21 protein-coding genes are annotated in these 25,356 nt (G+C 72.8%); 12 read left to right on the forward strand and 9 right to left on the reverse strand.

The genetic code is table 11. The features are described 5' to 3' along the window. Positions 1-3: 3 nt before the first annotated feature. A complete protein-coding gene (locus ACWCPM_RS08695; RefSeq protein ID WP_450975396.1) occupies positions 4-807 on the reverse strand; it encodes an SGNH/GDSL hydrolase family protein in 804 nt (267 codons plus the stop codon). A gap of 380 nt (positions 808-1,187) precedes the next feature. Here ACWCPM_RS08695 and ACWCPM_RS08700 point away from each other — a divergent pair, with 380 nt between their 5' ends. From ACWCPM_RS08700 to ACWCPM_RS08730, 7 genes are all read left to right on the forward strand, one after another. Beyond that, positions 1,188-1,508, forward strand: a complete 321-nt coding sequence (locus ACWCPM_RS08700; protein ID WP_450975397.1) for a DUF6191 domain-containing protein — start codon at positions 1,188-1,190, stop codon at positions 1,506-1,508. Positions 1,509-1,824: 316 nt separating this feature from the next. Beyond that, the gene (locus ACWCPM_RS08705) at positions 1,825-2,250 is read left to right on the forward strand and encodes a hypothetical protein (RefSeq protein WP_450975398.1); all 426 of its coding nucleotides are present in this window, start codon (positions 1,825-1,827) and stop codon (positions 2,248-2,250) included. Between the two features lies 1 nt (position 2,251). Further along, positions 2,252-3,349 (forward strand): GNAT family N-acetyltransferase, encoded by a 1,098-nt coding sequence (locus ACWCPM_RS08710; RefSeq protein WP_450975399.1) that lies wholly within the window; start codon positions 2,252-2,254, stop codon positions 3,347-3,349. Positions 3,350-3,673: 324 nt separating this feature from the next. Continuing rightward, on the forward strand, positions 3,674-4,495 hold the full coding sequence (locus ACWCPM_RS08715) for a glycosyltransferase family 2 protein (RefSeq protein ID WP_450975400.1): 822 nt from the start codon (positions 3,674-3,676) through the stop codon (positions 4,493-4,495). Next, complete coding sequence (locus ACWCPM_RS08720; RefSeq protein WP_450975401.1) at positions 4,492-5,490, forward strand: glycosyltransferase; 999 nt, start codon at positions 4,492-4,494, stop codon at positions 5,488-5,490. The genes ACWCPM_RS08715 and ACWCPM_RS08720 overlap by 4 nt, the downstream gene beginning before the upstream one ends. Then, positions 5,483-6,283 carry a polysaccharide deacetylase family protein gene (locus ACWCPM_RS08725; protein ID WP_450975402.1) on the forward strand — a complete coding sequence of 267 codons (801 nt, stop codon included), beginning with the start codon at positions 5,483-5,485 and terminating at the stop codon, positions 6,281-6,283. The genes ACWCPM_RS08720 and ACWCPM_RS08725 overlap by 8 nt, the downstream gene beginning before the upstream one ends. Further along, complete coding sequence (locus ACWCPM_RS08730; protein WP_450975403.1) at positions 6,276-9,935, forward strand: lipopolysaccharide biosynthesis protein; 3,660 nt, start codon at positions 6,276-6,278, stop codon at positions 9,933-9,935. The genes ACWCPM_RS08725 and ACWCPM_RS08730 overlap by 8 nt, the downstream gene beginning before the upstream one ends. A 4-nt stretch (positions 9,936-9,939) precedes the next feature. On the opposite strand, the gene ACWCPM_RS08735 is transcribed toward ACWCPM_RS08730, so the two are convergent. Further along, positions 9,940-11,352, reverse strand: coding sequence for a GH39 family glycosyl hydrolase (locus ACWCPM_RS08735; protein ID WP_450975404.1), 1,413 nt, complete (start codon positions 11,350-11,352; stop codon positions 9,940-9,942). A gap of 168 nt (positions 11,353-11,520) precedes the next feature. Here ACWCPM_RS08735 and ACWCPM_RS08740 point away from each other — a divergent pair, with 168 nt between their 5' ends. Further along, positions 11,521-12,630, forward strand: coding sequence for a DUF5925 domain-containing protein (locus tag ACWCPM_RS08740; RefSeq protein WP_450975405.1), 1,110 nt, complete (start codon positions 11,521-11,523; stop codon positions 12,628-12,630). 104 nt (positions 12,631-12,734) lie between these two features. Next, entirely contained in the window at positions 12,735-13,508 is a 774-nt protein-coding gene (locus ACWCPM_RS08745) for a DUF72 domain-containing protein (RefSeq protein ID WP_450975406.1), read from the forward strand. A gap of 95 nt (positions 13,509-13,603) precedes the next feature. Here ACWCPM_RS08745 and ACWCPM_RS08750 read toward each other — a convergent pair whose 3' ends face one another. After that, entirely contained in the window at positions 13,604-13,993 is a 390-nt protein-coding gene (locus ACWCPM_RS08750; RefSeq protein ID WP_450975407.1) for a GntR family transcriptional regulator, read from the reverse strand. Between the two features lie 70 nt (positions 13,994-14,063). On the opposite strand from ACWCPM_RS08750, the gene ACWCPM_RS08755 reads away from it, so the two are divergent. Continuing rightward, complete coding sequence (locus tag ACWCPM_RS08755) at positions 14,064-15,026, forward strand: GNAT family N-acetyltransferase (RefSeq protein ID WP_450975408.1); 963 nt, start codon at positions 14,064-14,066, stop codon at positions 15,024-15,026. A gap of 45 nt (positions 15,027-15,071) precedes the next feature. Here ACWCPM_RS08755 and ACWCPM_RS08760 read toward each other — a convergent pair whose 3' ends face one another. Next, positions 15,072-15,653, reverse strand: coding sequence for a class I SAM-dependent methyltransferase (locus ACWCPM_RS08760; RefSeq protein WP_450975409.1), 582 nt, complete (start codon positions 15,651-15,653; stop codon positions 15,072-15,074). A gap of 139 nt (positions 15,654-15,792) precedes the next feature. On the opposite strand from ACWCPM_RS08760, the gene ACWCPM_RS08765 reads away from it, so the two are divergent. Both ACWCPM_RS08765 and ACWCPM_RS08770 read left to right on the forward strand, forming a co-directional pair. Beyond that, the gene (locus tag ACWCPM_RS08765; protein ID WP_450975410.1) at positions 15,793-15,930 is read left to right on the forward strand and encodes a hypothetical protein; all 138 of its coding nucleotides are present in this window, start codon (positions 15,793-15,795) and stop codon (positions 15,928-15,930) included. A gap of 188 nt (positions 15,931-16,118) precedes the next feature. Continuing rightward, entirely contained in the window at positions 16,119-16,340 is a 222-nt protein-coding gene (locus ACWCPM_RS08770) for an LAETG motif-containing sortase-dependent surface protein (protein ID WP_450975411.1), read from the forward strand. Between the two features lie 64 nt (positions 16,341-16,404). Here ACWCPM_RS08770 and ACWCPM_RS08775 read toward each other — a convergent pair whose 3' ends face one another. The 5 genes from ACWCPM_RS08775 to ACWCPM_RS08795 all read right to left on the reverse strand — a co-directional run bounded on the left by ACWCPM_RS08775 (position 16,405) and on the right by ACWCPM_RS08795 (position 24,920). Then, positions 16,405-17,259, reverse strand: coding sequence for an esterase/lipase family protein (locus ACWCPM_RS08775; protein ID WP_450975412.1), 855 nt, complete (start codon positions 17,257-17,259; stop codon positions 16,405-16,407). Positions 17,260-17,514: 255 nt separating this feature from the next. Continuing rightward, the gene (locus tag ACWCPM_RS08780) at positions 17,515-18,525 is read right to left on the reverse strand and encodes a DNA polymerase Y family protein (protein WP_450975413.1); all 1,011 of its coding nucleotides are present in this window, start codon (positions 18,523-18,525) and stop codon (positions 17,515-17,517) included. Continuing rightward, the gene (locus tag ACWCPM_RS08785) at positions 18,522-22,085 is read right to left on the reverse strand and encodes a DNA polymerase III subunit alpha (protein ID WP_450975414.1); all 3,564 of its coding nucleotides are present in this window, start codon (positions 22,083-22,085) and stop codon (positions 18,522-18,524) included. Before ACWCPM_RS08785 ends, ACWCPM_RS08780 begins: the two co-directional genes overlap by 4 nt. A gap of 407 nt (positions 22,086-22,492) precedes the next feature. Next, entirely contained in the window at positions 22,493-23,575 is a 1,083-nt protein-coding gene (locus ACWCPM_RS08790; RefSeq protein WP_450975415.1) for a S1 family peptidase, read from the reverse strand. A 439-nt stretch (positions 23,576-24,014) separates the two neighbouring features. Further along, the gene (locus tag ACWCPM_RS08795; protein ID WP_450975416.1) at positions 24,015-24,920 is read right to left on the reverse strand and encodes a S1 family peptidase; all 906 of its coding nucleotides are present in this window, start codon (positions 24,918-24,920) and stop codon (positions 24,015-24,017) included. Positions 24,921-25,356: the final 436 nt, after the last annotated feature.

Raw genomic sequence — 25,356 nt, forward strand, 5'->3', positions numbered from 1 at the left:
CGGTCAGGCGACGCTGTCGAACACCGGCAGATAGCCGCCGGACTGGCCGTTCGCGGTCGGGTGGTACGAGTCGCCGATGTTGAGCCAGTTGACGCTGTGCAGCCACGAGGAGCCGGAGCAGATCTCGTGGCCGGTGAAGGTGGTGCGGACGTCCACGAAGGTGAAGCCGTGGTTCAGGGCGCGCTTCTCGATGGCGGTGTTCAGGACGTCGGAGGCGTCGTTGATGGCCCTGCGCTTGGTCTCCGACAGACCGAGGCACGACTGGCCGAGCTTGTAGAAGCGGGGGTAGCCGATGACGACGACCTGGGCGGAGGGTGCCCTGCCGCGGATCGTCGCGTAGACGTTGTCGAGCTTGCCGGGGAGCGTGGTGTCGACGTACGCGCGTGCGGTGTTGATGCGGGAGATGCAGGCGCTGTCGGACTGGAGCACGCACGTCGTCATGACGTCCGCGAAGCCGGCGTCGTTGCCGCCGACGGTGAGGGAGATCAGGCCGGTGCTCGCGTTGACGGGCGCCAACTGGCCGGCGAGAACTTCATCCGTTCGGGCGCCCGAGCAGGCCGTGAAGTGGAACGTGGAGGGTGAGTTGGCGGCCGCCCAGAGGTAGGGGTACGCCCGCGTGCTGCGCTTGCAGTCGCCGCTGGAGCTGATGTAGCTGCCCGCGCCGACACCGGAGGAGTAGGAGTCGCCGAGCGCCACATAGCTGGTGGCGGCGGCTTCCGACGCCTGCGCCGAGGACGCGCCGGTGAGCGCGGCCGTGGCGGCGAGGAGGAGTGAGCCGAAGAGTACGACAAGTCGGGAACGTCTCATGGAACCTCCCTTTAGCAGGATCTCTGCCTCAACCGTGGTACCAACTACGCGTGTTGAATGGAAGTGTCCATGCCAAAACTGTTGCCGTTTCACCCATACGGGCCCCGGGTGACGGGTCGTGCGATGACGCGCTCGGCGCCGGGCCCACCGACAGCCACTCAACTCCACGCCCCCGCACGCGCGCTCACCCCGGGCACCGTGACGCCCGGGGCACCGTCGCGCCCGGGGCACCGTGACGGCCCGGCGGCGGGCTCGGGATCCGGGAGGGGGCCGGGCTCCGTAACCCGGGCCGGGGCCCGCGCCGTGAGCCGCATCGAGCGTCGCAGTCGGCCATGCCGTCCGCCCTCCCGGGATCGCCGCGGGGCCTGGATACTGGGGCCATGGAGTTCGCCGTCTTCATGACCCTGCCCGGGCTGGTCATCCTGCTGACCGGCATCGCCTTCGCGGATCAACTGCTCGTCCGTGCCGGGCGGGCCGGACTGCTGCCATGGCGCAACAGCGTCCGGCAGGGCCAGATATCGGCCACCGGGTTCGAACTGCTCCACGCGAGCCTCTCGCCGGGGAAGCAGAACGAACTCAAGGAGCGACAGTCGGCACTGGTCATGCGGGACGACGAGGAGGACGGCGCGCCGCCGAACCGGACGACGGTGGACCTGGAGGGCGGGGTCGCGGTCGTCCGGATGCCGCAGACAGAGAGATAGCGGGCGGCACGACCCTCGCCGCCGCACGCTCACCTTCGGGCACCCAGGGCCGCGCGCCAGGGCGGCCGACCGCATCGCCCGGCCGTGCGCGCGGGACGCGCCCCACGCGCACGCCCCCACACGGCGCGTGAGCCGCTTCGAGCCCCTTCGGCGACACCGATGAGCCAGGTGTGACAGGCCGTTCCCCGGGGGCGAACCACCCTTGCGACGACGGTCCTTCCGGATCGCAGAGAGCGCATTCCGCGTCTTGACGCCCCCACGAGGGCTGCGCGACATTGAAGCCCGGCATCCGGCGCTTCGGGGGGCAAAGTCGCCCATGCAGACCATCCGTGCGAAGAGAGACGCATCAGACGGCGCCGAGCGGACGGGGCCCGGTTCGGGGAGGGACCTGGTCCTGACGCTCGCGGGCGCCGCGACCGCCGTGGGCGCGATCGGCGCGCTGCTGGCGCTCATCGAGTCCGACTCGCCACTGCGCGCTCCGTTCACGCTGTTCTTCCTGCTGGCGGCGCCGGCCGTGGCCATCGCCGCGGCGCTCGACGGGCTCGATCCGCTCGGCCGCGCCATCGTGGCGACGGCGGGCGCGATCGCCGTCGACATGCTGGTCGCCCAGGGCATGCTGGCCCTGCGCCTGTGGTCGGTACGCGGCGGCATCGTGGCCGTGACCGTGCTCAGCGCCCTCACTCTCCTGCTGGTCCTGGTCCGGCGCCTCCGTGGCCACGCCGCGAGAAGAGAGGGCTCATGACGTGGACATCACTGTGTACCGGCCGGGTGAGCTGACCGCCGCCGACCGGGCGGCCTGGACGGCGATGCAGGCGAAGGCCCCTCTGCACGGTGCGCCCGGGCTGGCGAACCCCTTCCTGTCCCCGGAGTTCGCGCTGGCCATGGGCCGGTGCAGACGCGGCGTACGGATCGCGGTGGCCCGCGAGGAGGGCGAGCCCGCCGCGTTCCTCGCGTTCCAGAGAACCGCCGCGGGGGTCGGCCGGGCCGTCGGACTCGGCGTCAGCGACGCGCAGGGCGTGGTGCACCGCCCCGGGTTCACCTGGGACGCCGGAGAACTGCTGCGGGCCTGCGGGCTCGCCGTATGGGAGTTCGACCATCTGGTGGAGGGGCAGCGGCCGTTCGAGGCGCACGCCTCCGGCGCCTTCCCCTCCCCCGTCATCGACGTCGACCAGGGCTACGACGTGTATCTGGCCGGGCTGCGCGACCGGTCGCCGAAGTTCACCAGGTCCACCCTCGCCAAGGAGCGCAAGCTCGGCCGGGACGTCGGCGAGGTCGTCCACGTCCACGACGAGCGGGACCCCGCCGCACTGCGCACGCTGATGGGGTGGAAGTCCGCGCAGTACCGCAGGACCGGGCGCAGCGACCGTTTCGCGCACGAGTGGATCACGCGGCTGGTGGAGCAGTTGTTCCACACCCGCTCGGAGCCGTTCGCGGGGATCCTGTCGGTGCTGTACGCGGGCGGCAGACCGGTGGCCGCGCATTTCGGACTCCGCAGCGAGCGCGTCCTCGCCTGCTGGTTCCCGGCGTACGACCCGGCGTACGCGAAGTACTCCCCGGGACTCGTGCTGCATCTGCGGATGGCCGAGGCGGCCGCCGCCGAGGGAATCGCCCTTCTCGATCTCGGACGGGGTCCGAAGGAATACAAGGATTCCCTGAAAACACGCGAAATCCAGGTGTTCGAAGGGTGGGTGGCGCGACGTCATCCCGTGGCCCTCGGGCATCGCGCCCGGCGTGCGCCGGTGCGCGCACTGCGCAATGTCGTGGTGGCGCGACCTGAGTTGTTCCAGCCGGCGGACAAACTGCTGAAGCAGCTGGGAAAGATCAGGCCAGGACGCCGGTAACGACCCTACCGACCGGAAAGTGAGGGGAGGTCCCAGGTCTTGCCATAAAGCATGATCCGTCAATATCTTCATACTTTCGTCCGCACCGGACCATCACCACGACGGACCCAGGGGAGGGCTCAGGGGCCGTGGTGCTGTGCCGGAGCGGCGCGCGGTGGGGGGTGCCGTGCCCGGTGACGTCGAGACGTGACCGGGCCGTTCCGCGCAAACGGCTGCCGTTGTCCGGCACCGGTGAGCTGTGCCAGTACAAACCCCCCTTTCGCACCGGACAAAGAGCCGGACCGCCCGGGGGTGGGCGGTCCACCGGACGAGAGGGACCAACTCATGAGTTCTGTTCTGGACTCGGCGGCGACCGACGAGAAACCGTCGACGGCCGGCGTCTTCCGGCCGATATCCACGCATCTGGCGATCACGCCGCCGGTGAGCGTGGTCATTCCCGCGATGAACGAGGCGGAGAATCTCCCGTACGTCTTCAAGACCCTTCCGCACTGGATCCACGAAGTGGTCCTGGTGGACGGCAATTCCACCGACGACACCGTCGGGGTCGCCCGTGACCTGTGGCCGGACGTGAAGGTCGTCGAGCAGCGCGGAAAGGGCAAGGGCGACGCGCTGATCACCGGATTCGAGGCGTGCACCGGCGACATCATCGTGATGGTCGACGCGGACGGCTCGGCCGACGGCAACGAGATCGTCAGCTATGTCTCCGCGCTGGTCTCCGGCGCGGACTTCGCCAAGGGGTCGCGGTTCGCCAACGGCGGCGGCACCGACGACATGACCTTCATCCGCAGGATGGGCAACCGCACCCTGTGCGCGGTCGTCAACCGCAAGTTCGGCGCGCGCTACACCGACCTGTGCTACGGCTACAACGCCTTCTGGCGGCACTGCCTGGACAAGATCGACCTCGACTGCACCGGCTTCGAGGTCGAGACGCTGATGAACATCCGGGTGGTCAAGGCCGGACTGAAGGTGCAGGAGATCCCCAGCCACGAGTACCTCCGTATCCACGGCACCAGCAACCTCAGCGCCGTGCGCGACGGGCTGCGGGTGCTGAGGGTGATCCTGCGGGAGCGCTCCAACCGGCGCGCGCTGCGCCGCCGCGGCCGCCCCTCGCCGATGTTCGACACGGCCCGGGGAGAGGTCTCTTGAGCGGTCCCGGCATCTCCGTCGTGATCTGCGTCTACACCGAGGACCGCTGGGAGGACATCCTCGCGGCCGTCGACTCGGTGCGGGCGCAGTCCCGGCCGGCCCTGGAGACGCTCCTGGTCGTCGACCACAACGAAGCGCTCCTGGACCGGCTCGCCCACGAGTACAAGGAGTCCGCGCGGGACGCCGTCGTGCGGGTGCTCGCCAACGCGGGCCCCCGCGGCCTGTCCGCCGGGCGCAACACCGGCATCGCCGCCGCGCACGGCGAGGTGATCGCCTTCCTCGACGACGACGCCGTCGCCGAACGCGACTGGCTGCGGCACTTCGCCGCGTCCTACGCCGACCCGCGCGTGATGGCGGTCGGAGGCCGCACGGAGCCCGTCTGGGCGTCCGGGCGGCGCCCTGTCTGGTTCCCGGAGGAGTTCGACTGGGTGGTCGGCTGCAGCTACCGGGGTCTGCCGCCCGGCCTGGTCCGGGTCCGCAACGTGCTGGGCGGCAACGCGTCCTTCCGCCGCACGGCGTTCGACGCGGCGGGCGGCTTCGCCACCGGCATCGGCCGGGACGGCGACAGACGCCCGCTGGGCTGCGAGGAGACGGAGCTGTGCATCCGTCTGACCCGCGCCGTGCCCGAGGCGGTCCTGCTGATCGACGACCGCGCGGTGATCCACCACCGGGTGCCGCCGGCGCGTGAGCGGTTCGGCTACTTCCGCGCCCGCGCGTACGCCGAGGGCCTGTCGAAGGCGCTGGTGGCCCGGAGCGTGGGCGCCCGCGAGGGGCTGGAGTCCGAACGCCGGTACACGATCCGGGTGCTGCCGGCCGGGGTGGCGCGCGGCCTGCGGGACGCGGTGCTGGCCCGGCCGGGCGGCGCGGGCAGGGCGGGGGCGATCGTCGCCGGCGTGTGCGCGGCGGCCGGCGGCTACGTGGTGGGCAGCGTGTGTGCGCGCAGGAGCGGTACGGCGTTCCCGGTGACGCCGGTCGGGGGCGGCGGACGTGACTGACACCCGCGTGCCGATCCTGATGTACCACGCCGTCGCGTCCGAGCCGAACGACGCGACCCGGGCCCTGTCGGTCACTCCCGACGCCTTCGCGCGGCAGATGGAGGCCGTCGGCGACCTGGGGCTCACCCCGCTCACCACGGCGGAGCTCGCGGGGCGCTGGCGCTCCGGCCGTCCGCTGCCGCCGCGCCCGGTCCTGGTCACCTTCGACGACGGCTACGTGGGGGTGCACCGCCATGCCCTGCCCGTACTCACCGAGCACGGCTTCCCGGCCACGCTGTTCGTCGCCACCGGCTGGATCGAGGGCGCCCATGACACCGGGGGCGGCCTGGACCGGATGCTCGGCTGGGACCAGGTGCGCGAACTGGCCCGGTCGGGCGTCGAGATCGGCGGCCACAGCCACAGCCACCCGCAGCTCGACCAGCTCGGCGACGACGCCCTGCGCTTCGAACTGAGCCGCTGCCGCGACGTCGTCGCCGCCGAACTGGGCACCCCGCCCACGTCGTTCGCCTACCCGTACGGCTACTCCAGCCGGCGGGTCCGGCGCGAGGTGCGGGCGACGGGATACGGCCAGGCACTCGCCGTCGGCAACGACCTCGCCCGCCCCGCCCAGGGACCGTACGCCCTGCGGCGGGTCACCGTGCGCCGCGGCACCGGGATCGAGGAGTTCGCGCGGCTCGTCCAGGGCCGCGCGATCACCCGCGCCTTCGTCAGGGACCGCGCCCTCACCAAGGGCTACGCGTTGGTCCGCCGTGCACGCCAGGTCCGCCGGAAGGCCACCCGTACCCGTGTCTGACACGAGCACCGCCCAAGCCGCGCCCGCCGGGAAGGAGCCCGCCGAGGAACCCCGGCGCCGCTCGGGACGGCCGGGGCCCGGCCGGTCCCCGGGCGGCGGCCACCTGCTGCGCAACGCCTACGCGCTGATGCTGAACACCGGCATCTCGGCCGTGCTCGGTCTCGGCTACTGGCTGCTCGCGGCACGGCACTACTCCGAGGCCGCGGTCGGGCAGGGCTCGGCCGCGATCGCCGCGATGAAGCTGCTCGCGGGGCTCACCGCGGTGACGCTCACCGGCGCACTGGCCCGGTTCATCCCGGTCGCCGGCCGGGGCACCGGACGGTTGATCCTCAGGACGTACGCGGGCAGTTCGCTCGTGGTGGCGCTGGCGGCGGGCGCGTTCCTGCTGACGCTGGAGGCGTGGGGACCGTCGTACCGCTTCCTGCACTCGCCGCTGCCGGCCGCGGTCTTCGTGGTGGCCGTCGTCGCCTGGAACCTGCTCACCCTCCAGGACGGGGTGCTCACCGGGCTGCGCAACGCGCCGTGGGTGCCGGTGGGGAACACCGTCTTCTCGGCGGTGAAGCTCGGCCTGCTGGTGGCGTTCGCGGTGGCGATCCCGATGACCGGGGTCTTCGTCTCCTGGGTCGCGGCCATCGCCACCTCGGTACTGCCGCTGGGCTGGCTGGTGTTCCGGCGGCTGGTGCCCCGGCACGTGCGGGCGACCGAGGGGCAGGCGCGGACGCCGACGCTCCGGGAGGTCGGGCGCTTCCTGGCCGGCGACTGCACGGGGTCGCTGTTCTCGCTCGCCGTGGTCTATCTGGTGCCGGTGATCGTGGCCGCGCAGGTCGGCGCCGAGGACAACGCGTACTTCTACATCACCGCCGTCATCGCCGGCACGGTCAACCTGCTCGCCGTCAACATGGGCGCCTCGCTGACCGTCGAGGGCGCGCACGACCCGGCCAGGCTCGCCGCCGACACCCGGGCCGCGCTGCGGCGGATGGCCCGGATCACGCTGCCCGTCGCCGCGGTGCTGTTCCTCGGCGCGCCCTGGATCCTCGGCGTGTTCGGCGCGGGGTACGCGGAGGCGGCCACGCCGCTGCTGCGCTGGTTGGCGGCCGGGGCCGTGCTGCGGGTCGTGATGGAGACGTACTTCGCGGTGCTGCGCGCGCAGAGCCGTACGGCCGGACTGGCCTGGCTGCAGGGGCTGCTCTGCGCGCTGGTGCTCGGCCTGACGCTGGTGCTGCTGCCGCGGATGGGCCTGACCGGGGCCGGCATCGCCGAGATCGCCAGCCTCTCGGTGATCGTGGCGATCGCCGCGCCCCGGCTGTACCGCACGGTCCAGGGCGCCGCGTCCGACGTCCCGCCCGGCGCGGCACCCGACGGGGACCTCGCCGACCCGGGTGCGCGCGACGTCCCGGCGGCCGGCGGGGCGGCGCGCGGGCGGGGACCGTCCTGGGCGCAGGACAGCGACACCCTGGTGCTGGGCCTCCCGGTCGACTTCGACCACCAGGAACGGCGACCGGACGTCCGGCCGGGGCCGGGGACTTTGCCCACGGGGGTGAGCACGACGGAGAAGCAGGTCCCGGCGCGGGACCCGGAGCCCGTCGCGGTCACAGCCGCGCGGGGCGCGCGTCCGGCGAGCCCTTGGCGGCAGCGGCTGATGCCCACCCCCGTCGGTGTGGTCCTCGGTGCCTTGCTGGTCGCCGCGCTGGCGCTCTACTGGGTTCCGGCGTCCCGCCTGGGCGAGGCCGACCTGGACCGCATGGGCGGGCTGGGCCTGGTCTCCGTCCTGCCCGTCCCGACGCTGATCGGCGCCGCACTGCTCGTCGTCGTGTTCGCCGCGCTGCTCCGGCCGGGCCGTGAGCACCGGGCGCTGCTGCTGGTCACCCTGCTGGCGACGGTCGTGTCGCTGCACGCGCTGCCCGCCGTGATCGAGACCGAGCCCCGGTTCGCCACGGCCTGGCAGCATCTCGGCTTCCTCGACCACATCGACCGCACCGGCACGGCCGTGCCCGACCTGGACGCGCGCTGGAGCTGGCCCGGGTTCTTCGCGGTGGCCGCCTTCGTCGCCCGGGCCTGCGGGGTGGCCGATCTGACCGAGGTCATCCGCTGGTGGCCGTCGGCCCTTCAACTGCTCTGCCTGGCGCCGCTGTTCCTGCTGACCCGCGCGCTCCGGGCGAGCTGGCGCGCCCGGTGGGCCGGCGTGTGGGTCTTCGCGCTGAGCGGCTGGGTCGGGCAGGACTACTTCTCCCCGCAGGGCTTCACCTATCTGCTGTATCTCGTCCTGGTGGCGATCCTGCTCGTCTGGTTCCGCTCCCCGCGCGTGATCTGGACGAGGCTCCGCCCCGGCGAGGCGGAGGTGGAGCCCGCGGGCCGGCGGCAGCGGGCGGTGCTGCTGCTCGTCGTGATCGGCCTGTTCGCGGCGACCGTCCCGGCCCACCAGCTCACGCCGTTCGTGATGCTGGGCGTGGTCACGGCGCTGGTGCTGCTCGGGATGTCCCAGCCGCGCGGGCTGCCCGTGCTGTTCGGCGTGATGGTCGTGGCCTGGATCGGCTTCATGGCCGAGCCGTACTGGTCCGGGCACTTCGACGAGTTGTTCGGCGGCGTCGGCGGCGTCGGCGGCAATGTGTCGTCGTCGGTGTCCGGGCGGATCGAGGGCGGCGACTCCACCCACGGACTCGTGCTGTACACGCGTGTGGCGCTGGCCGGCGGGGTGCTGGCCCTCGCCTGCTGCGGCTGGTGGCGACGGCGCGCGCACGGCTACCGCGAGCGGGCCCTGCCGGTCCTGGCCTTCGTGCCGTTCCTGGGCTTCGGCATGCAGTCGTACGGCGGTGAGATGGCGCTGCGCGTCTTCCTGTTCGCGCTGCCCGGCGCCGCCCTGCTGGCCGGTCTCGCGCTCTTCCCGCGCGTCGGTGAGGGCGCCGTGCGGCGGACCTGGTACCGGGCGAGCCTCGCGCCGCTGGCCGCGCTGACGGCGGGGCTGGTGCTGATGGGCGGCTTCCTGGTGGCGCGGTGGGGCAACGAGCCGTTCGAGCGGGTGCGGCCCGGCGAGGTCGCCGCGATGGAGTTCGTGTACGCGCACGACGACCCGAGCGTACGGCTGCTGTGGCTCAGCGACGACCCGCTGGAGACCGTGACGCCCGCGCTGCCGTGGGGGGCGCGGGACATGGAGAAGGTGGAGTACGTGCCGACGCGGGCGCCCGCCGACCCGGAGCTGGTGTCGGGTCTGGTCGAGGCGCTGGAGGACGCCGGCCCGAACTCCTGTCTGATGGTCAACAGCGGCCAGGTCGCCTCTCTCCGCCTGGATGCCGGCTACCCGGCGTCCTGGGGGCCCCGGCTGATCCGCGCGCTGGACGAGCGGCCGGAACTGCGGCGGGCCTTCGCCGGGTCGGACGTCACCGTCTACGCCCTGGCCCGGGAGCCGGCCGGACCCGTCCCGGCGGCCGATCCCGGTCCCCCGGGACCGCTGGTGACCTGGACGCCCTGGTCGGTGGTGGGTGCCGTCGCGGCCGTCGCGCTGATCGTGCTGCTGTCCGCGCGGGAGGTGGTCCGGGTGGCGACGCGGCCGGGCGTGCGGCGCCTGCGCCGTCTGCAGGGCGGCTTCTGGTTCTCGCTGCCGTTGCTGGCGATGCTGTGCGCGGCGCTGGTGCAGCGGTTCCTGACGTTGAGGTGACGCCCTACCGCTCGACCCACTTCACCTCGTGGGGCCGCAGGTCCAGACGCACGCCGTCGACCTCGGCGCCGGTCGCCCGGTCGCGGGTGTTGACGACCAGGAGGGTCCTCGCGGTGGCGAGGACCCGCACACCGGCCGGGGCGGTCACGCTCTCGTACGCCGTCCCCGGCGGGAACGCGGCGGCGAAGCGGGCGAGGAGGTCGTACAGGGGCAGCGCGACGCCGCCGTCCTCGGTGCCGGTGGGCGACCACAGGCAGCCGGGGCAGCCGGGGCCGGTCTTCTCCTGCGGGTTCCAGTAGAAGCCCGAGGAGGCGCCGCCCTCGACCATGGCGATCATGGCGGTGGCCTGGACGGCACGCCGGTGGGGCTCGGACCAGCCGTGCCGGTCGTCGTCGCCGTCGGCGGGCTCGACGTAGTACTCCGCCCACCACAGCGGCAGCTCGCCGCCGGTCCGTCCTCTCACCCACTGCCCGACGGCCTCGAACTTCCCGGTGGCGGCGAACTCGTCCGGCAGCGGTTCGCCGTCCTTGGTGTAGCTGGAGCCGTCCACGACGACGAAGTCGGCGCCCGCCTTGTGCTCGTTCCAGTAGGAGAAGGCGTCGAGGACACGCTGGTCCAGGGCGCCCCAGGGGCCCCTGACGGTGGTGGAGGCGATGTCCGTCCGCCGCGGGTCGACGCTGTCCATCACCAGATAGGGCCCGCCGACCATGATGTCCGGGTCGACGTCCTTCAGCGCCTTGTGGACCCGGTTGTACAGCTCGGTGTAGCCCTCGTGGTCCCAGCGCCGCTCGGCGTCGTTCCAGAAGCCCTTGAACTCGTTCCACACGATGAAGTGGCGTACGTCGGGGTAGCGCCTCGCGACGGTCGCGGCCAGGGCGGCGAAGTCGCCGTAGTGCTCGGGCAGCGGGGCGGTCTCCAGCGCCGCCTGGCTCCAGTCCGTCTCGCCGGTGCCCTCCCCCTCGCCCTTCATCCAGTCCGGGGCGCAGCACAGCGTGATGACCGGGGTGCCGCCGGAGGCGCGGACGAAGTCGACGCGGCGGTCGAGGGCGGCGAAGTCGTAACGGCCCTTCAGCGGCTCGGGGTTGTCCGCGCCCCAGCCCATGATGTGCTGGTTCTGCGGCAGCGCCGACCGTGCGAGGCGGTCTCCGACCCGGCCCACGGCGGCCGCGGCGCCCTCGTCGGCGCTGTACTGGGTGTGGGTGAAGCCCCATCCGACGTCGGGGCGCGGCTGCCCGGGCGGGATCACGGGCGTGCCGTGCGGCTCGCCTCCGCCGGGTGAGGTGCCGGCGGTGCTCGCGCCGTCGCCGGGGAGCGTGCCGAGCAGGGTCACCGCCAGCGCCACGACGGTCGCCGCCACGCCGAACAGCGCGGTGAGCCGCCATCGCCGTTCCCCCGTGTGCCCCTCGTGACGTCCCATCGGGGGAAACAGTAGCCGTGGAAGGCGGGTTGGGGGCAGATGTCGTACATGTGCGACCCGGGAACCGGAGGTGCCGGCGCGCGGCGGAACGAGGGACGCGCGGCCGACACTCCGCGCTCACCGCGGAAAGCGGGTGCACGGGGGGCCCATGTGCCCGATCATGGCGACATGTCTGCCAACCCGCACGACGCTCTGCCGATCCGGCTCCACGTCGACGACAGCGACTCACCGTCCGACGTCGTCGACGCGCTGTTCCTCGGCCGCTTCGCGACGGGCGAGCAGCCGTACTCGCACGCGGCCAACATCGACCGCGTGCGCTCCGGCGCGACGCTGCTGCCGTCGGGCGCGCGCGTGCTGCGCCTGGCCCGCGACGACGACCGCAGCGCCACGCTCGCCGAGGGCGACGGCTGGACGCTGCTGGTCTCCCGCTGGAACCGGGGCGCCGACGTCACGGTGACCGCCACCAGCGCCGACCTGGCAAAGAAGGTCCTCGACCAGGCGACGGACGGCGCGGCGGACGAGCCCGAGCCGCAGCCGGAGAACGTGACGATGGGCTTCTGGTACGTCTCCCCCCGGCGCGGCCCGCACCGTACGACGCGGCAGATCTCGGCGGGCACCTGGGACGATGTGCGCCCCAACTACACCGAGCCGGTCGCCAAGGCCATGGACCAGCTGATGCGGACGACGCCGGAGGACATCGCGGGCCGGCTGCTGCTCCTGCACGGACCGCCCGGCACCGGCAAGACGTCGGCGCTGCGCACGCTGGCCCGCTCGTGGCGGGACTGGTGCCAGGTGGACTGCGTCCTGGACCCGGAGCGGCTGTTCAGCGACGTCGGCTATCTGATGGACATCGCGATCGGCGAGGAGGACGCGGCGGGCAAGGCCCGCTGGCGGCTGCTCCTGCTGGAGGACTGCGACGAGCTGATCCGCGGTGAGGCCAAGCACACGGCGGGTCAGGCGCTGTCGCGGCTGCTGAATCTGACGGACGGACTGCTCGGTCAGGGCCGCAACGTCCTGGTGGGCGTCACGACCAACGAGGACCTGGAGCGCCTGCACCCCGCGGTCGTCCGCCCCGGCCGCTGCCTGGCCCGCATCGAGGTGGGGCCGCTGACCCGGCGCGAGGCGATCGACTGGCTGGGCGGCGAGGTCCCCGACCGGGCGGAGGCCGTCGTCCGCGAGGGGGCGACGCTGGCGGAGCTGTACGCGCTGCGGCGGGGCACGTCCCCGACGGCGCTGCCGGAGCCGCGGGGCGGTTCGGAGGCGGGGCTGTACCTCTAGGGGGCCGTCCGGCCCACCCCGGCCCACCCCCCGGCCCACCCCGGTCCGCTCCGGTGCCGTGACTCCTGGGGCCGTCCGGTCCCGTCCGGTGCTTTGATGGACGTATGACCCTGTTCGTCGGCACGTCGGGGTGGCAGTACAAGGACTGGCGGGGGCGGTTGTACCCGGGCGGCTGCCCCACGCGGCTGTGGCTGGAGGAGTACGCCGCAGGCTTCGCCACGGTCGAGATCAACAACGCGTTCTACCGGCTGCCGACGCGGGAGAACTTCGAGACGTGGCACGACCGGGTGCCGTCGGACTTCGTGATGGCGGTCAAGGCCGGCCGCTATCTGACGCACGTCAAGCGCCTGAAGGACCCCGAGGAGCCGGTGCGGCGCCTGATGAGCCACGCGTCCGGGCTCGCCGGCCGGCTCGGTCCGGTCCTCCTCCAGCTCCCGCCGAACCTGCGCGCGGACGCCGGGCTGCTGGACGCCTGCCTGGCCTGTTTCCCGGCCGGCACGCGGATCGCGGTCGAACCGCGGCACGAGTCGTGGTGGACGCCGGAGGTGGAGGAGGTGCTGCGCTCCCGCGGCGCGGCCCTGTGCTGGGCCGACGTCCTCTCCCACCCCGTGACACCGCTGTGGCGCACCACCGGCTGGGGCTATGTCCGCTTCCACCAGGGCCGCGCCCGGCCCTGGCCGCACTACGGCCGGCAGTCCCTGCGGACCTGGCTGCACCGCGTCACGGACGTCTTCCCCGACGACCACGACGTGTACCTGTACTTCAACAACGACCCCGGCGGGGCGGCGGTGGAGGACGCGGTGACGTTCGCGGAGCTGGCGGGGCGGGAGGGGCGGAGGGTGACGCGGACGCCCGGCGTGCCGGTGACGCGACCGTGAGACACGCGGGCCCGCCCCGCCCTGCGACGGTCAGACCGGCGCACCCGGACACGACCGTCCGTCACGCGCAGCCGCGGGCGGGGACGGGGACCCGCTCAGCCCTTCGGCTCCCGCTCCCCGTACACCGCCCGCAACGCCTCCCGCACCGCGCGCAGCGCGGCCTCCTCACCGAGTCCCAGCCTGCGCGCCCGCTCGGCGTACGCCTGCGCGGCCCCCGCCGCCTCACGCTCCGCCGCCGGGCCCGTCGCGGCGACGAACGTGCCGTTGCGTCCCCGCGTCTCGATCACACCGTCCGTCTCCAGCGCCCGGTACGCCTTCGCGACGGTGTTCGCGGCCAGGCCCAGCGTCTCGGCCAGTCCCCGGACCGTCGGCAGCCGGTACCCCACCGGCAGCGCCCCCGACCGCGCCTGCGCGGAGATCTGCGCCCGCACCTGCTCGTACGGCGCCTCCGCGGCGCCCTCATCAATGTCGATCTTCAAGGTCACGGCCCGATTCTCCCGTACCCGCCGGAAAATGAGAGGCGTCCGTCCCGTCCCCGCACCTAGCGTGCGCCCCATGACAGTGATCGTGCGCGACCTCCGCCCCGACGTCCCGGCCGACGTCGAGGGCTTCGCCCGTGTCCGCCGGCTGGCGCTGCCGTTCCTCCTGGTCACGCCGGCGTCCGTCGTCCACCACCTCACGCGGAACCATCCGGACGCCCACTTCCGTTCGCTCGTCGCGGAGCAGGACGGCGAGGTGGTCGGGACCGCGCAGGTCGGCATGGCACCTCAGAGCACGGAGCCGGGCCAGGGCTCGCTGAACGTCTACGTACACCCCGGGCACACCGGGCACGGTGCCGGCTCGCTCCTGGTGCGCACGGCCGAGGAGCACCTCGCGGCCCACGGGGCCACCAAGCTCCTCTCCTGGGTCCTGGACGAGCCCGCCCACCGTGCCTTCGCCGAACGCCGCGGCTACCGCGCGAGCCGCTCGGCCCACTTCCTCCGCCTGGACCTGGCGCACGGCACGCTGCCGCCGCTCCAGGACCCGCCGCCCGGCGTCGAACTGCGCACGGCCGCCGACTGGGCCGACGACCCGCGTCCGCTGTTCGCGCTGGACGCCGAGACGACGTCCGACGAACCGAGCGACGTCGAAACGGAGTTCACCGACTACGAGGCGTGGATCGAGGAGACCTGGAAGCACCCGCTCCTCGATCTCGACCTCACCTCGGTCGTGGTCGTCGACGGCCGCCCGGCCGCCTTCAGCGTCGTCCACACGGACGGCACCCTCCCCCACTCTCGAACGCGCGCGAGCGGGGAGACCCCCATCGCCACCGCCATGACCGGCACCGCCCGCGCCTTCCGGGGCCGGGGCCTGGCCAAGCTCGCCAAGAACGCCTCCCTGCACCGCGCCCGCGCCGCCGGGTGCACGGAGGCGTTCACGGGCAACGACACCGGGAACGGCCCGATGCTCGCGATCAACAAGTGGCTCGGGTACGACATCCGCGCGACGGAGGTGCGCCATGTCCGGCAACTCGGCTGAACCCCGGGCGGAGCGGAACACCACGGTGGACGTGGTCCTGCGACGTCACGCCTGCGCGACGACCGCGTACCGCTCATCGTCCGCGGCCCTCCCCCACAGCGCCGCGTCCTGGGACAGCCGCTCCACCCGCACCGGCCCGGCGACCGTCCCGAGCAGCTCCCGCAGCCGGCCCGCGTCGACACCGACCGGCGTCACCGTCCCCCAGACTCCCTCGACCAGCACCAGCCGCCCTCCCGGCCGCAGCAGCGCCCGCCAGTGCCGCAGCGCCCCGCTCTGATCCGGCAGCGTCCACAGCACATGCCGTACGAGCACGACGTCGAAACGCTCCCGTTCCACCGGCGGTTCCGCCGCGTCACCGACCAGGAACACGGCGTCACGTCCGGCGAGCTTCGCGCGGGCGAGGTCCACCATGGCCGGGGAGAGGTCGACGCCGGTGACGCGATGTCCCTGCTCGGCCGCGAGGAGCGACAGACTGCCCGTGCCGCAGCCGAGGTCGAGGACGTCGCAGGGCGCGCCGGGCAGCCAGGAGCGCAGCCGTCGCGCCCAGGCGTCCCGCACCACGGGGTCGCGCAGCCCGTGGTCCGGCTCGTCGTCGAAGGTCGCGGCCCGCTCGTCCCAGTCGGTCATGCCACACAGGGTGACAGCCACGACTGACAACCGAATCGTGACGGCCATCACAGACATATCGGCAGAGATAAGGAACTCTCCCCGAAATGGTCTACCTCCGTGAGAACACGGAACTCGGTAGGCACTGAAGGAGGCAGCCATGCGCCGCATCACAGTGCACAAGCCCCCGCGGAAGACGGACTCCCGAAGACTCCGTGAGGAGACCGACGAGCCCACCTGCGAACGCCGGCCCGAGGTGCGCAAGGACATCGCCCGCACCTGGTGGCCGGCCGACTGATCCGGCCCTGCCGCACCTACCTCAGCGCAGTCTCAGCGGTCCCTTAAAGGGACCATAAGGATCTCCTCCACCCGCCTTCAGCAGGCGATTTCGCGCTCTCCTCGGGCTAGCTTCGAAGCGCCCCCACGGGACCCCCGTCGGGACCGGTCCCGGGATCCACCCGAGTGAGCGCTGCGAGGAGTTCCCCCATGCCCGCACGCCGCAAGGCCGCCGCGGACGGCCGGCCGAAGGCCGCGCCCGCCGGGGCCACGGGGACCGGCGGGGCCGGCGGGAACCTCGCCGAGACCGGCGGCGACAGCGGCACCCCGTACATCGCCGTCGGCGGCGCGGCGGCGCTCGCGCCGGGGTCGGCGGCCCTGTTCGCCGCGGTCCGCCGGCAGGCGGTGAGCGGCGGCCGGTACGGCCGCTGACGAAATACTCCGGGGCCTGACCGGCGGCTCAGGTCGGCCAGGCCCCGGCGCCGCGGCACGGGCGTCAGCTGAAGACCGACGCGCAGGTCGTCGGCTTGGCCCGCGCCGGATCGAGGGCGTTGGCCACCTCGTGGAAGGCGATCCGGTCGAACAGCCCGATCGCCAGATGCTCGGAGAGATCGACCGCGCACAGGTCCTGGAGCAGCACGTTGCGTACGTCCGGCCCCTCCAGGAACTGACTGCGGTACGGCGTGACCACCTGGTCGTACTTGGTGGTGATGACCGTGTAGCGCACACCGGGCACGGTGTCGCCGCCCGCGTTGAGTTTGGCGAGGAAGGCCGAGCCGGGGATCTGGTCGGCGAGGGCGGGGGTGGCGGCCGAGAGCAGGTCCTCGGCGCCGGGGAAGTACGGCAGCAGGTGGGTGAGTCCGCTCAGCGTCGCGCCGTGGTTGGAGGGCGCGAGGCCGATGAGGGCGTTCACCTCGGCCGCTCCGCCGAGGAACTTGAGGTAGTGGCGGGGCATCATGCCGCCCTGCGAGTGCCCGACGAGGTCGGCCTCGGCGGCGCCGGTCGAGGCGAGCACCTTGTCCACGAACGCGTCGAGCTGTCCGGCCGACTTGTCGATGGGGCCGAGGCCGTGGAAGAAGGGGACGCCGGGCAGTTGGCCGTAGTCGAGGGAGAAGACGCAGTAGCCGCGCTTCGTCAGGTACGGGGCGAGTCCCAGCCAGTTGTCGACGGAGTTGCCGAACGTGCCGTGGACCAGGACGACGGGGCGGGGGTGGGCGGCGGAGGGCTTGCAGGAGTAGTCGTTCCAGCCACTGCTGGTGGCGGCTTGGGCACCGGCGGCGGGAAGGGTGGCGACCGCGGCGGTCAGCAGCAGCGCGAGAACGGGTCTGATCACTTTTTTCCAGGGCAGCACCGGGTGATCTCCTTGCGGCTCAAGGGAGTTGCGATGTCCATACGCCCTGTGATCCGGATCACGAGGATGCTGTTCACTCGTCAAGTTACGGGCGAGTAGTTCAAGGGGGAAGTTACGCGTCAGTAAAAACTTCCAGTGATAACCGGTCGTCTTCTCGGTGACCGCGGGACGCGGTGGATCACCCCGCCCGCCGGCCTTCGTCAGCCGGCTCCGCCCCTCATCACCCCGTCCCGGGCCGACCGGACCGCAGAAGCCCTACGCCGCCAGCGACCCCCATGTCACCGCCCGCGGACCGAACCTGGCCCGCGCGCGGTCCGCGACCTCCTCGATCCGGCGGACCTTCTCGTCCACGGGGTCGAAGGTCAGCTGGTGGGAGGAGAGTCCGGCGGACGTGAGCCCCTCCGCGCGCAGGGCGATCGCGCGGACCCGGGCGCGCTGGAGGCCGAGCGCCTCGTACATCCCGTAGGCCGCGCGCGCCAGCTCCGGCGAGTGCGCGGTGGGTTCCTGAAGGGTGCGGTTGCGGGTGGTCGAGTCGGGGGTCCTCCCGCGCGAACCTGTTCGAGCGGGAGGAAGGCCGGCGTAGCGGACGCTGAGGGTCAGGGTGCGGCAGACCTTCCCCACGGCGCGCAGCCGGGTGCCCAGTTCCTCGGTGGCCGACAGCAGCGCGCGGCGGTGCCGCCCGGGATCCAGTTCGTCGCGCGGGAAGGACCGTTCGGCAGCCAGGGAGCGGGAGACACCGTTCGGCACGACCTGGCCGCGGTCGATACCGGCGGCCTTCTCACGCAGTTCCCGGCCCGCCTTCGCGCCGATCAGCCGCTGGAGCGTGGACGGCGGCGCGCCGGCGACCCGGCCGAGGGTGTCGAGGCCGTACTCGCACAGCGTGCGGGCGGTCGCTGTCCCGACGCCGGGCAGTACGGCGACGGGCTTGTCGGCGAGGAACTCCGCGAGGGCGTCGGGCTCCTCGGGCACACCGCAGGTCACCCCGGGCCGGGCGTACCGCAGCGCCACGCGGGCGAGCATCGGTCCGGGCCCGGCGCCGATCGCGCAGTCGACCCCGTGACGGGCGAGCGCCCGCACCCGGATCACCGACGCCAGCTCCACGGCGCCGCGCCCGAAGTACCGTTCGGCGCCCCGCAGATCGGCCAGCGCCCCGTCCGGCGGCAACGCCTCGACGACCGGTGTGAACTCCTCCAGCAGTCCCAGCAACCCGGGCAGGGCCGCCTCGTGCGCCGACGGCAGCTGGAAACGTACGCAGAGGATGGTCATCCCGCACTCCCCGGACTCCGGTGCCACAACTTCCTTCCCACCGCGGGCCCCTCGCCCGCGGGGCGCAGATCGGCCCAGGGGTGCATCTCGTACCCCGTGGACATGCGGATCTTCCGGTCCCCCGCGCCCTTCCGGTGCTCCGTCTCCGTCTCCGCCTCTCCCTCCCGCTCTCCCTCCCCCTCCGCCCCGGCCCTCCGCCGGCCCCCGCCGTCTCCATTTCCGTTTCCGTTTCCGTCTCCGTCTCCGTCTCCGTCTCCGTTTCCGTTTCCGTTTCCGCCGGACGTGTTCGCGAGCCGGGCCGCGACACCCTCCAGCCCCTCCTCCCGGCGCGCCTCCTGCAGTTCGGCCAGGTTCCAGGCGGCGGCCCCCACCACGCTGACGCTGCGCGGGCCGCGCCGCTGCACCACACCGCGCACCAGCAGCAGCCAGGAGTGGAAGACGGTGTACGCGCAGGCGTCGTGCGAGTCGTCGAAGAAGGCGAGGTCGACCAGGCCCGTCCCGTCGTCCAGCGTGGTGAAGACGACCCGCTTGCCGGACCGGATCGGCGGCGTCTGCGTGGCCGCCTTGGCACCGGCGACCAGCACCGTCTCACCGTGCCGGGCATCGCGCAGCCGTCGCGCCGACATCACGCCCAGCTCGTCGAGGAACTCGCGGTGGTCGTCCATCAGGTTGCGCGAGGCGTCCATGGACAGCACCCCCAGTTCGGCGCTGAGCCGCTCCGTCGCGGACAGGTCGGGCAGCCCGGCCGGCGCGGTCCGCCGCCCGCCGGGCAGCGGGAGCTGGGCCCCGCCCCCGCCACGGCTCCGGGCGGCCCGGTGCAGCTCGGCCAGATGCAGTTGCAGGTCACGGCGGTTGGCGCCGAACGAGTCCAGGGCACCGACCTGGGCCAGCCGCTGCGCCAGCGGCCGGCTGGGCCGCGCCCGCTCCCAGAAGTCCACGAGGGAGGCGTACGGCTGCCCGTCCGCGACCCGCGCCGCCTCGGCCTCGCTGATGCCGTGCACGTCGGAGAGGGCCAGCCGGAGTCCCCACCCCTTTGATTCAGACACCAGTTCGATCCTGTGTGCGACCCCGGACTTGTTCACGTCCAACGGCAGGATCGGCACCCCCCGCCGCCGCGCGTCCGCCAGCAGCAGCCGCTTGGGATACATCCCGGGGTCGTGCGTGAGCAGCCCCGCGTAGAAGGCGGCGGGGTGATGCGCCTTCAGCCACGCCGACTGGTAGGTCGGCACGGCGAAGGCGACCGCGTGCGCCTTGCAGAAGCCGTACGAGCCGAACGCCTCGACGATCTCCCAGGTCCGCCGGATCGTCTCCGGGTCGTATCCGCGCACCGTCGCGTGCTGGGCGAACCACACCTTGATCCGCCCCTGCGACTCCGGGTCGGACAGCCCGCGCCGCGCCCGGTCCGCCTCGTCGCGCCCGCAGCCGGTCATGATGTCGACGATATGGATGATCTGCTCGTGGAAGACGACGACCCCGTACGTCTCCTTCAGCGGCCCCTCCAGATCGGGGTGCGGGTAACGGACCGGCGCCCGCCCGTGCCGCGCCTCGATGAACGGCCGCACCATGTCTGCGGCGACCGGGCCGGGCCGGAAGAGCGAGATGTCGACGACCAGATCGTGGAAGGTGGCCGGCTGCAGCCGCCCGACCAGATCCCGCTGCCCCGGCGACTCGATCTGGAAGCAGCCCAGCGTCTCGGCGGTGCGGATCAGGCCGTACGTCGCCGGATCGCCGTCGCGGACCGCGTCGAGGTCGATCCGCTCCCCCGTCGCCCGCCGCACCTCGGCGACCGCGTGGGCCATCGCCGACTGCATCCGCACCCCGAGCACGTCGAGCTTGAGCAGCCCGAGCTTTTCGACGTCGTCCTTGTCGAACTGCGACATGGGCAGCCCCTCGCCGCTGGTCGGCATGACCGGCGTACGGGAGAGCAGGGAGGCGTCGGACAGGAGCACCCCGCACGGGTGCATCGCGACCCCGCGCGGGAGGGCGTCCAGGGCCTCGACCAGCTCCCACAGCCTCCCGTGGCGCTCCTTCTCCCCCGCCAGCCGTTTGAGCTCGGGCAGCTCGTCGAGGGCGGCACGGGCGTCCCGCGCGCGGATGTGCGGGAAGGACTTGGCGATGCGGTCGATGTCGGCGGGATCCATGGACAGGGCCGCGCCCACGTCACGGACGGCGTGGCGGACGCGGTACGTCTCCGGCATCGCGACCGTCGCGACCCGCTCGGTGCCGAACCGGTCGATGATCGCCCGGTAGACCTCGATCCGGCGCGCGGACTCCACGTCGATGTCGATGTCGGGCAGCACCAGGCGCCGCTTGGACAGGAAGCGCTCCATCAGCAGCCCGTGCTCGACCGGGTCGGCATGGGCGATGCCGAGCAGATGGTTGACGAGGGAGCCCGCGCCGGAGCCGCGCGCGGCGACGCGGATGCCCATGTCCTTCACGTCGTCGACGACCTGGGCGACGGTCAGGAAGTAGGAGGCGAAGCCGTGGTGGGCGATGATGTCCAGCTCGTCGTGCATCCGCTCCCAGTAGGCGCGCCGGCCTGCGTAGCCGCGCCGCACCATTCCCGCCGCCGCCCGGGAGGCGAGCACGCGCTGGGCGCTGCGCCGGCCCGCACCGACCAGATGCGGCTCCGGGAAGTGGACGGTGCCGATGCCGAGGTCGTCCTCGGGGTCGACCAGGCACTCGGCGGCGGTCGCCCGCGTCTGCTCCAGCAGCCGGTGGGCGGTGTCCCGCCGGAAGCCCGCGGCCTCGACGACCCGCTCCGCCACTCCGAGCATGGCGTCCGCGTCCTTCAGCCAGGCCTCGCCGGAGTCCAGCTCCTTGGCCGGGTCGATCGGCACCAGACGCCGGGCGGCGTCCAGGACGTCGGCGACCGGACCCATACCGGGGTCGGCGTACCGGACGGCGTTGCTGAGCACGGGCCGGACCCGCTGTTCGGCGGCGAAGCCGACGGTACGGGCGGCCAGGCGCAGGGAACCGGGGCCGGTGCCCTCGCGGCCGTGCCAGACGGCCTCCAGGCGCAGGGCGTCGCCGTAGACCTCCCGCCAGGGGACCAGGAGCCTCGCGGCGCGGTCCGGGCGGCCCGCGGCGAGGGCGCGGCCGACGTCGGAGTCGGGGCCGAGCAGGACGGTGAGGCCGTCGGCGTGGTTGGCGGCCCAGGGCAGCAGGGGCGTGCCCTCGCCCCGCTGCGCCGCAGTGACGATTCTGCACAGGTCGGCCCAGCCGTGGGCGCCGTCCCGGGCGAGGAAGGTGACGCGCGGTGTCGACTCGTCGATGAAGGCACCGCCGCGTACGGGGGCGCGGCGCCGCCGGTCCTGCCGTACGCGCGCGGGCTCGGGTTCGGGTTCCGCCACCGCCAGCTCCACCCCGAACAGCGGACGGACGCCCGCCTTCGCGCAGGCCTTGGCGAAGCGGACGGAGCCGGCGAGCGTGTCGCGGTCGGTGAGCGCGAGGGCGTCCATGCCCCGCTCGGAGGCGCGCTCGGCCAGCCGCTCCGGATGGGACGCGCCGTACCGCAGGGAGAACCCGGAGACGGTGTGCAGATGCGTGAAACCCGGCACACGCACCTCCCGCACTCGTGAGCCCGAACCGGCTCTCGAACATCAGTTCCCAACTCTCCCACCCCCACCATAGACCAATTTCCGAACATCTGTGCGACATCCGTTCGAGCCTGTCCCACCTGCGGAAACGCGCTCCGGCGAACGGTGGGGACATGACAGGGGCCGGAAGCCGTCGGACCCGCCCGCCGGCCTGGGGAGGAGCCGCTGCGGCACCGGCCCGAGCGGAGAATCGCGACGGACCACACGCCGGCAAGGGGCGCGGGGAACTGCGCGACAAGCCCACGGCGGCCCGCGGAATCCCGGACGAGACACCACCCACGGCGAACGCACCGCGCCCCGCACATGCGGAAGCCCCGCCCCTCGCGCGCGGGACGGGACTTCACACAAGCACGAGCCGTGCGGAAGGATCAGCCGATCTGCGTACCGGTCGCCGACAGCGCCTCGGTCACCGGCTGGAAGAACGTCTCGCCGCCGGAGGTGCAGTCACCGCTGCCGCCGGAGGTGAGGCCGACCGCCTTGTCGCCCGAGAAGAGCGCGCCGCCGCTGTCGCCGGGCTCGGCGCAGACGTCGGTCTGGATCAGGCCGTTGACGATGTCGCCGTTGCCGTAGTTCACGGTGGCGTCCAGGCCGGTCACCGCGCCGGAGTGCACCTGCGTGGTCGAGCCGCTGCGGGTGACCTGCATACCGACGGTCGCCTCGGCCGCGCCGGAGATCTGCTGCGTCGAGCCGTCGTAGAGGTTGACCTCGCTCGGGTGGTCGACCTCGGCGGTGTACTTCACCAGACCGTAGTCGTTGTCCGGGAAGCTGGAGTCCGCGTTCTCGCCGATGACCGTGCCGGCCGAGTCGGACCAGGTGGTGATGGACTCGGTGCAGTGCCCGGCGGTCAGGAAGTGCGGCTCGCCGCCCTTGACCACGTTGAAGCCGAGCGAGCAGCGGCCGCTGCCGTCGGTGATCGCGTCACCACCGGCGATGAAGGGCTTGTACTCCCCCTTGGTCCGCCGGAGTTCGGCCGTGCCGCCGAGCTCCTCGACGACCTGGCTCAGCTTCTTCCACTCCGCCGCGGAGACGGTGCGGTCGGCGGTGACCACGACCTTGTTGGTGGTCGGGTCGGTCACCCAGGCGGTGCCGGGAACGGTCGCGTCCTGCTTGAGGGTGGTCCGCGCGCTCTTCAGCTCGGCGAGGGAGTTCTCGACGATTCTGGCCTGGGCGCCGGCCTCCTCGACCAGCTGGGCGGCGGTCTCGTCGAGCACGTTCACCACGAGGCTCTTCGCCTCGGCGTCGTAGTACGTCCCCGCGGCGTCGGTGCCGAGGTCCTGACCGAGCGTCGAGGCGAGCTTTCCGGCCGCGAGGGCCGACAGCGTCCTGACCTCCGGGGCGTCCGGGGTCTCGCTGGCGTTCGCACTCTGGAAGGTCACTCCCGCGGCAACCAGTGCGGCGATGCCCGCACCTGCCACGGCGGCCCGCCGCTTGGGTATGCGTCGGTGCTTCAACTCACGTCCTCCTGTGGGGGGTTGATCCGACGAGGCTGTGGGGGCTGCGACGGATCAGAAGGTCTGTGGACTGGGCGACCACTATTCCTAGACCCACAGGGAGCACACAAGGTCGACTTCAGGACGCGCGTACGGCAATTGACGTACGCTCCCCACCCCTTGCCCCACCTTGACCGTTCACGGTCAGCGCAGGATTTTTCGCACTGCAAACACTACGTGCGAGTAACCTGTATGCGGTCCGTGAGGTCTACTCCTGTCTTGAATTCGCCCCTCGGACCGGATCCGGTCGGGCCCCGGACAGACATGAGCCCCCGTACGCGAGGTCGCGTACGGGGGCTCACTCGATGGTCGGCCGACCAATGCCCCTAAGGGGCGCGGGGACTTGCGCGACGGGCCACGGACGACGCGCGGCCGCCCGCGCCCGTCATCGGCGGGGCGCTCAGTACACGCTCACGCCGTAGGCGCTCAGCGCCTCCGTGACGGGCTGGAAGAACGTCGTACCGCCGGAGGAGCAGTTGCCGCTGCCGCCGGAGGTCAGACCGTACGCGGTGCCGTTGCTGCCGTAGAGCGGGCCGCCGGAGTCGCCGGGCTCGGCGCAGACCGTGGTCTGGATGAGGCCCGAGACGATGTCGCCGCCGCCGTAGTTCACGGTCGCGTTGAGCGCGGTGACCCGGCCGCTGTGCGTACCCGTGGTGGAGCCGTCACGGATGACGGTGGTGCCCACGCTCGGGGTCGCCGCACGGGTGATGTCGACGCCGTTGGCGGTGCCCGGCCGGCTCACGGAACCGGTGTACTGCACGATGCCGTAGTCGTTGCCGGGGAAGCTGGAGCCGGCGGTCGAGCCGATGACCGTGGTGCGGCCGGAGTTGGAGTACCAGGTACCCGCGCCGTCGGTGCAGTGACCGGCGGTCAGGAAGTACTCGGCGCCGCTGGAGGAGCGGACGTTGAAGCCGAGGGAGCAGCGCCAGCTACTCGCATAGATGGCGTCGCCGCCCTGGATGAGCTTGCTGAACGTACCCGGGGTGCGCTTGATCGTCAGCGCGCCGGCGTCGCCGCCGGCCTGCCGCTCGATCTCGGCTATCTCGGCCTGCGACACCGTGCTGTCGACGGTGACGATCACCCGGTTGGTCTTGCTGTCGACGGCCCAGGCGGTGCCCGGGACGTCCGCCTCCAGCACGGAGCCGCTGACGCCCTTGAGCTCGGCGGCGCTGAAGGTGGTGGGCGTGTCCGACGCGTTCGCGCTGGGGACCGTGAACGCGGCTGCGGCCACGAGGCCGGCGGAAACGGCGATCAGCCGGGTCCGTCTCGCGGTTCCGCTGCGGGGGGTCGTGCGCTTGATCCTCACTTTTCGTTCCTCCACATGGGAAGTAGGGGGCCCGCGTGGGGTCGGGGCCCGGTGAGGCGCAGCCAGCGGCATCGGCGTCCGGATTCCGAACCCGTCGTGCCCCTGACAAGCGCTGTGGGGGAGTATTCGGCCGCGCGGCCGACGGGCGCAAGGGCGCCTTTCGGCCGTCAACAATTGAACGATGGATCAGGACCGGGCCGCCGTCCCCCGCCGGAAACCACCGGATCACGCAGCTGAGGCGGCCGGTGAAGGCGCGGGGGGCAGCAGCACGCGAGGGAAGCCGGTCGCCGTGCACCGACCGGCGCGGGGGCGCGCCCGGCCGCCGGATCCGGACGCGGCAGCCGGCCTTCTCCCCCGCCGCCGACGCCGCGGGCCATCACCCACGACGTGAAGTCACCGGCCTCCCGGGCCCCTTCACGGAGGAGCGGGGCGACCG

The organism is Streptomyces sp. NPDC002309 (genome assembly GCF_053593375.1).

Excerpts from the sequence above, each read along its gene's own strand:
- ACWCPM_RS08700 (WP_450975397.1), top strand. The coding sequence starts at position 1,188 with ATGGAGTTCGCCGTCTTCATGACCCTGCCCGGGCTGGTCATCCTGCTG.
- ACWCPM_RS08745 (WP_450975406.1), top strand. The coding sequence starts at position 12,735 with ATGACCCTGTTCGTCGGCACGTCGGGGTGGCAGTACAAGGACTGGCGG.
- ACWCPM_RS08740 (WP_450975405.1), top strand. The coding sequence starts at position 11,521 with ATGTCTGCCAACCCGCACGACGCTCTGCCGATCCGGCTCCACGTCGAC.
- ACWCPM_RS08715 (WP_450975400.1), top strand. The coding sequence starts at position 3,674 with ATGAGTTCTGTTCTGGACTCGGCGGCGACCGACGAGAAACCGTCGACG.
- ACWCPM_RS08695 (WP_450975396.1), bottom strand. The coding sequence starts at position 807 with ATGAGACGTTCCCGACTTGTCGTACTCTTCGGCTCACTCCTCCTCGCC.
- ACWCPM_RS08705 (WP_450975398.1), top strand. The coding sequence starts at position 1,825 with ATGCAGACCATCCGTGCGAAGAGAGACGCATCAGACGGCGCCGAGCGG.
- ACWCPM_RS08735 (WP_450975404.1), bottom strand. The coding sequence starts at position 11,352 with ATGGGACGTCACGAGGGGCACACGGGGGAACGGCGATGGCGGCTCACC.
- ACWCPM_RS08770 (WP_450975411.1), top strand. The coding sequence starts at position 16,119 with ATGCCCGCACGCCGCAAGGCCGCCGCGGACGGCCGGCCGAAGGCCGCG.
- ACWCPM_RS08760 (WP_450975409.1), bottom strand. The coding sequence starts at position 15,653 with ATGACCGACTGGGACGAGCGGGCCGCGACCTTCGACGACGAGCCGGAC.
- ACWCPM_RS08780 (WP_450975413.1), bottom strand. The coding sequence starts at position 18,525 with ATGACCATCCTCTGCGTACGTTTCCAGCTGCCGTCGGCGCACGAGGCG.
- ACWCPM_RS08755 (WP_450975408.1), top strand. The coding sequence starts at position 14,064 with ATGACAGTGATCGTGCGCGACCTCCGCCCCGACGTCCCGGCCGACGTC.
- ACWCPM_RS08765 (WP_450975410.1), top strand. The coding sequence starts at position 15,793 with ATGCGCCGCATCACAGTGCACAAGCCCCCGCGGAAGACGGACTCCCGA.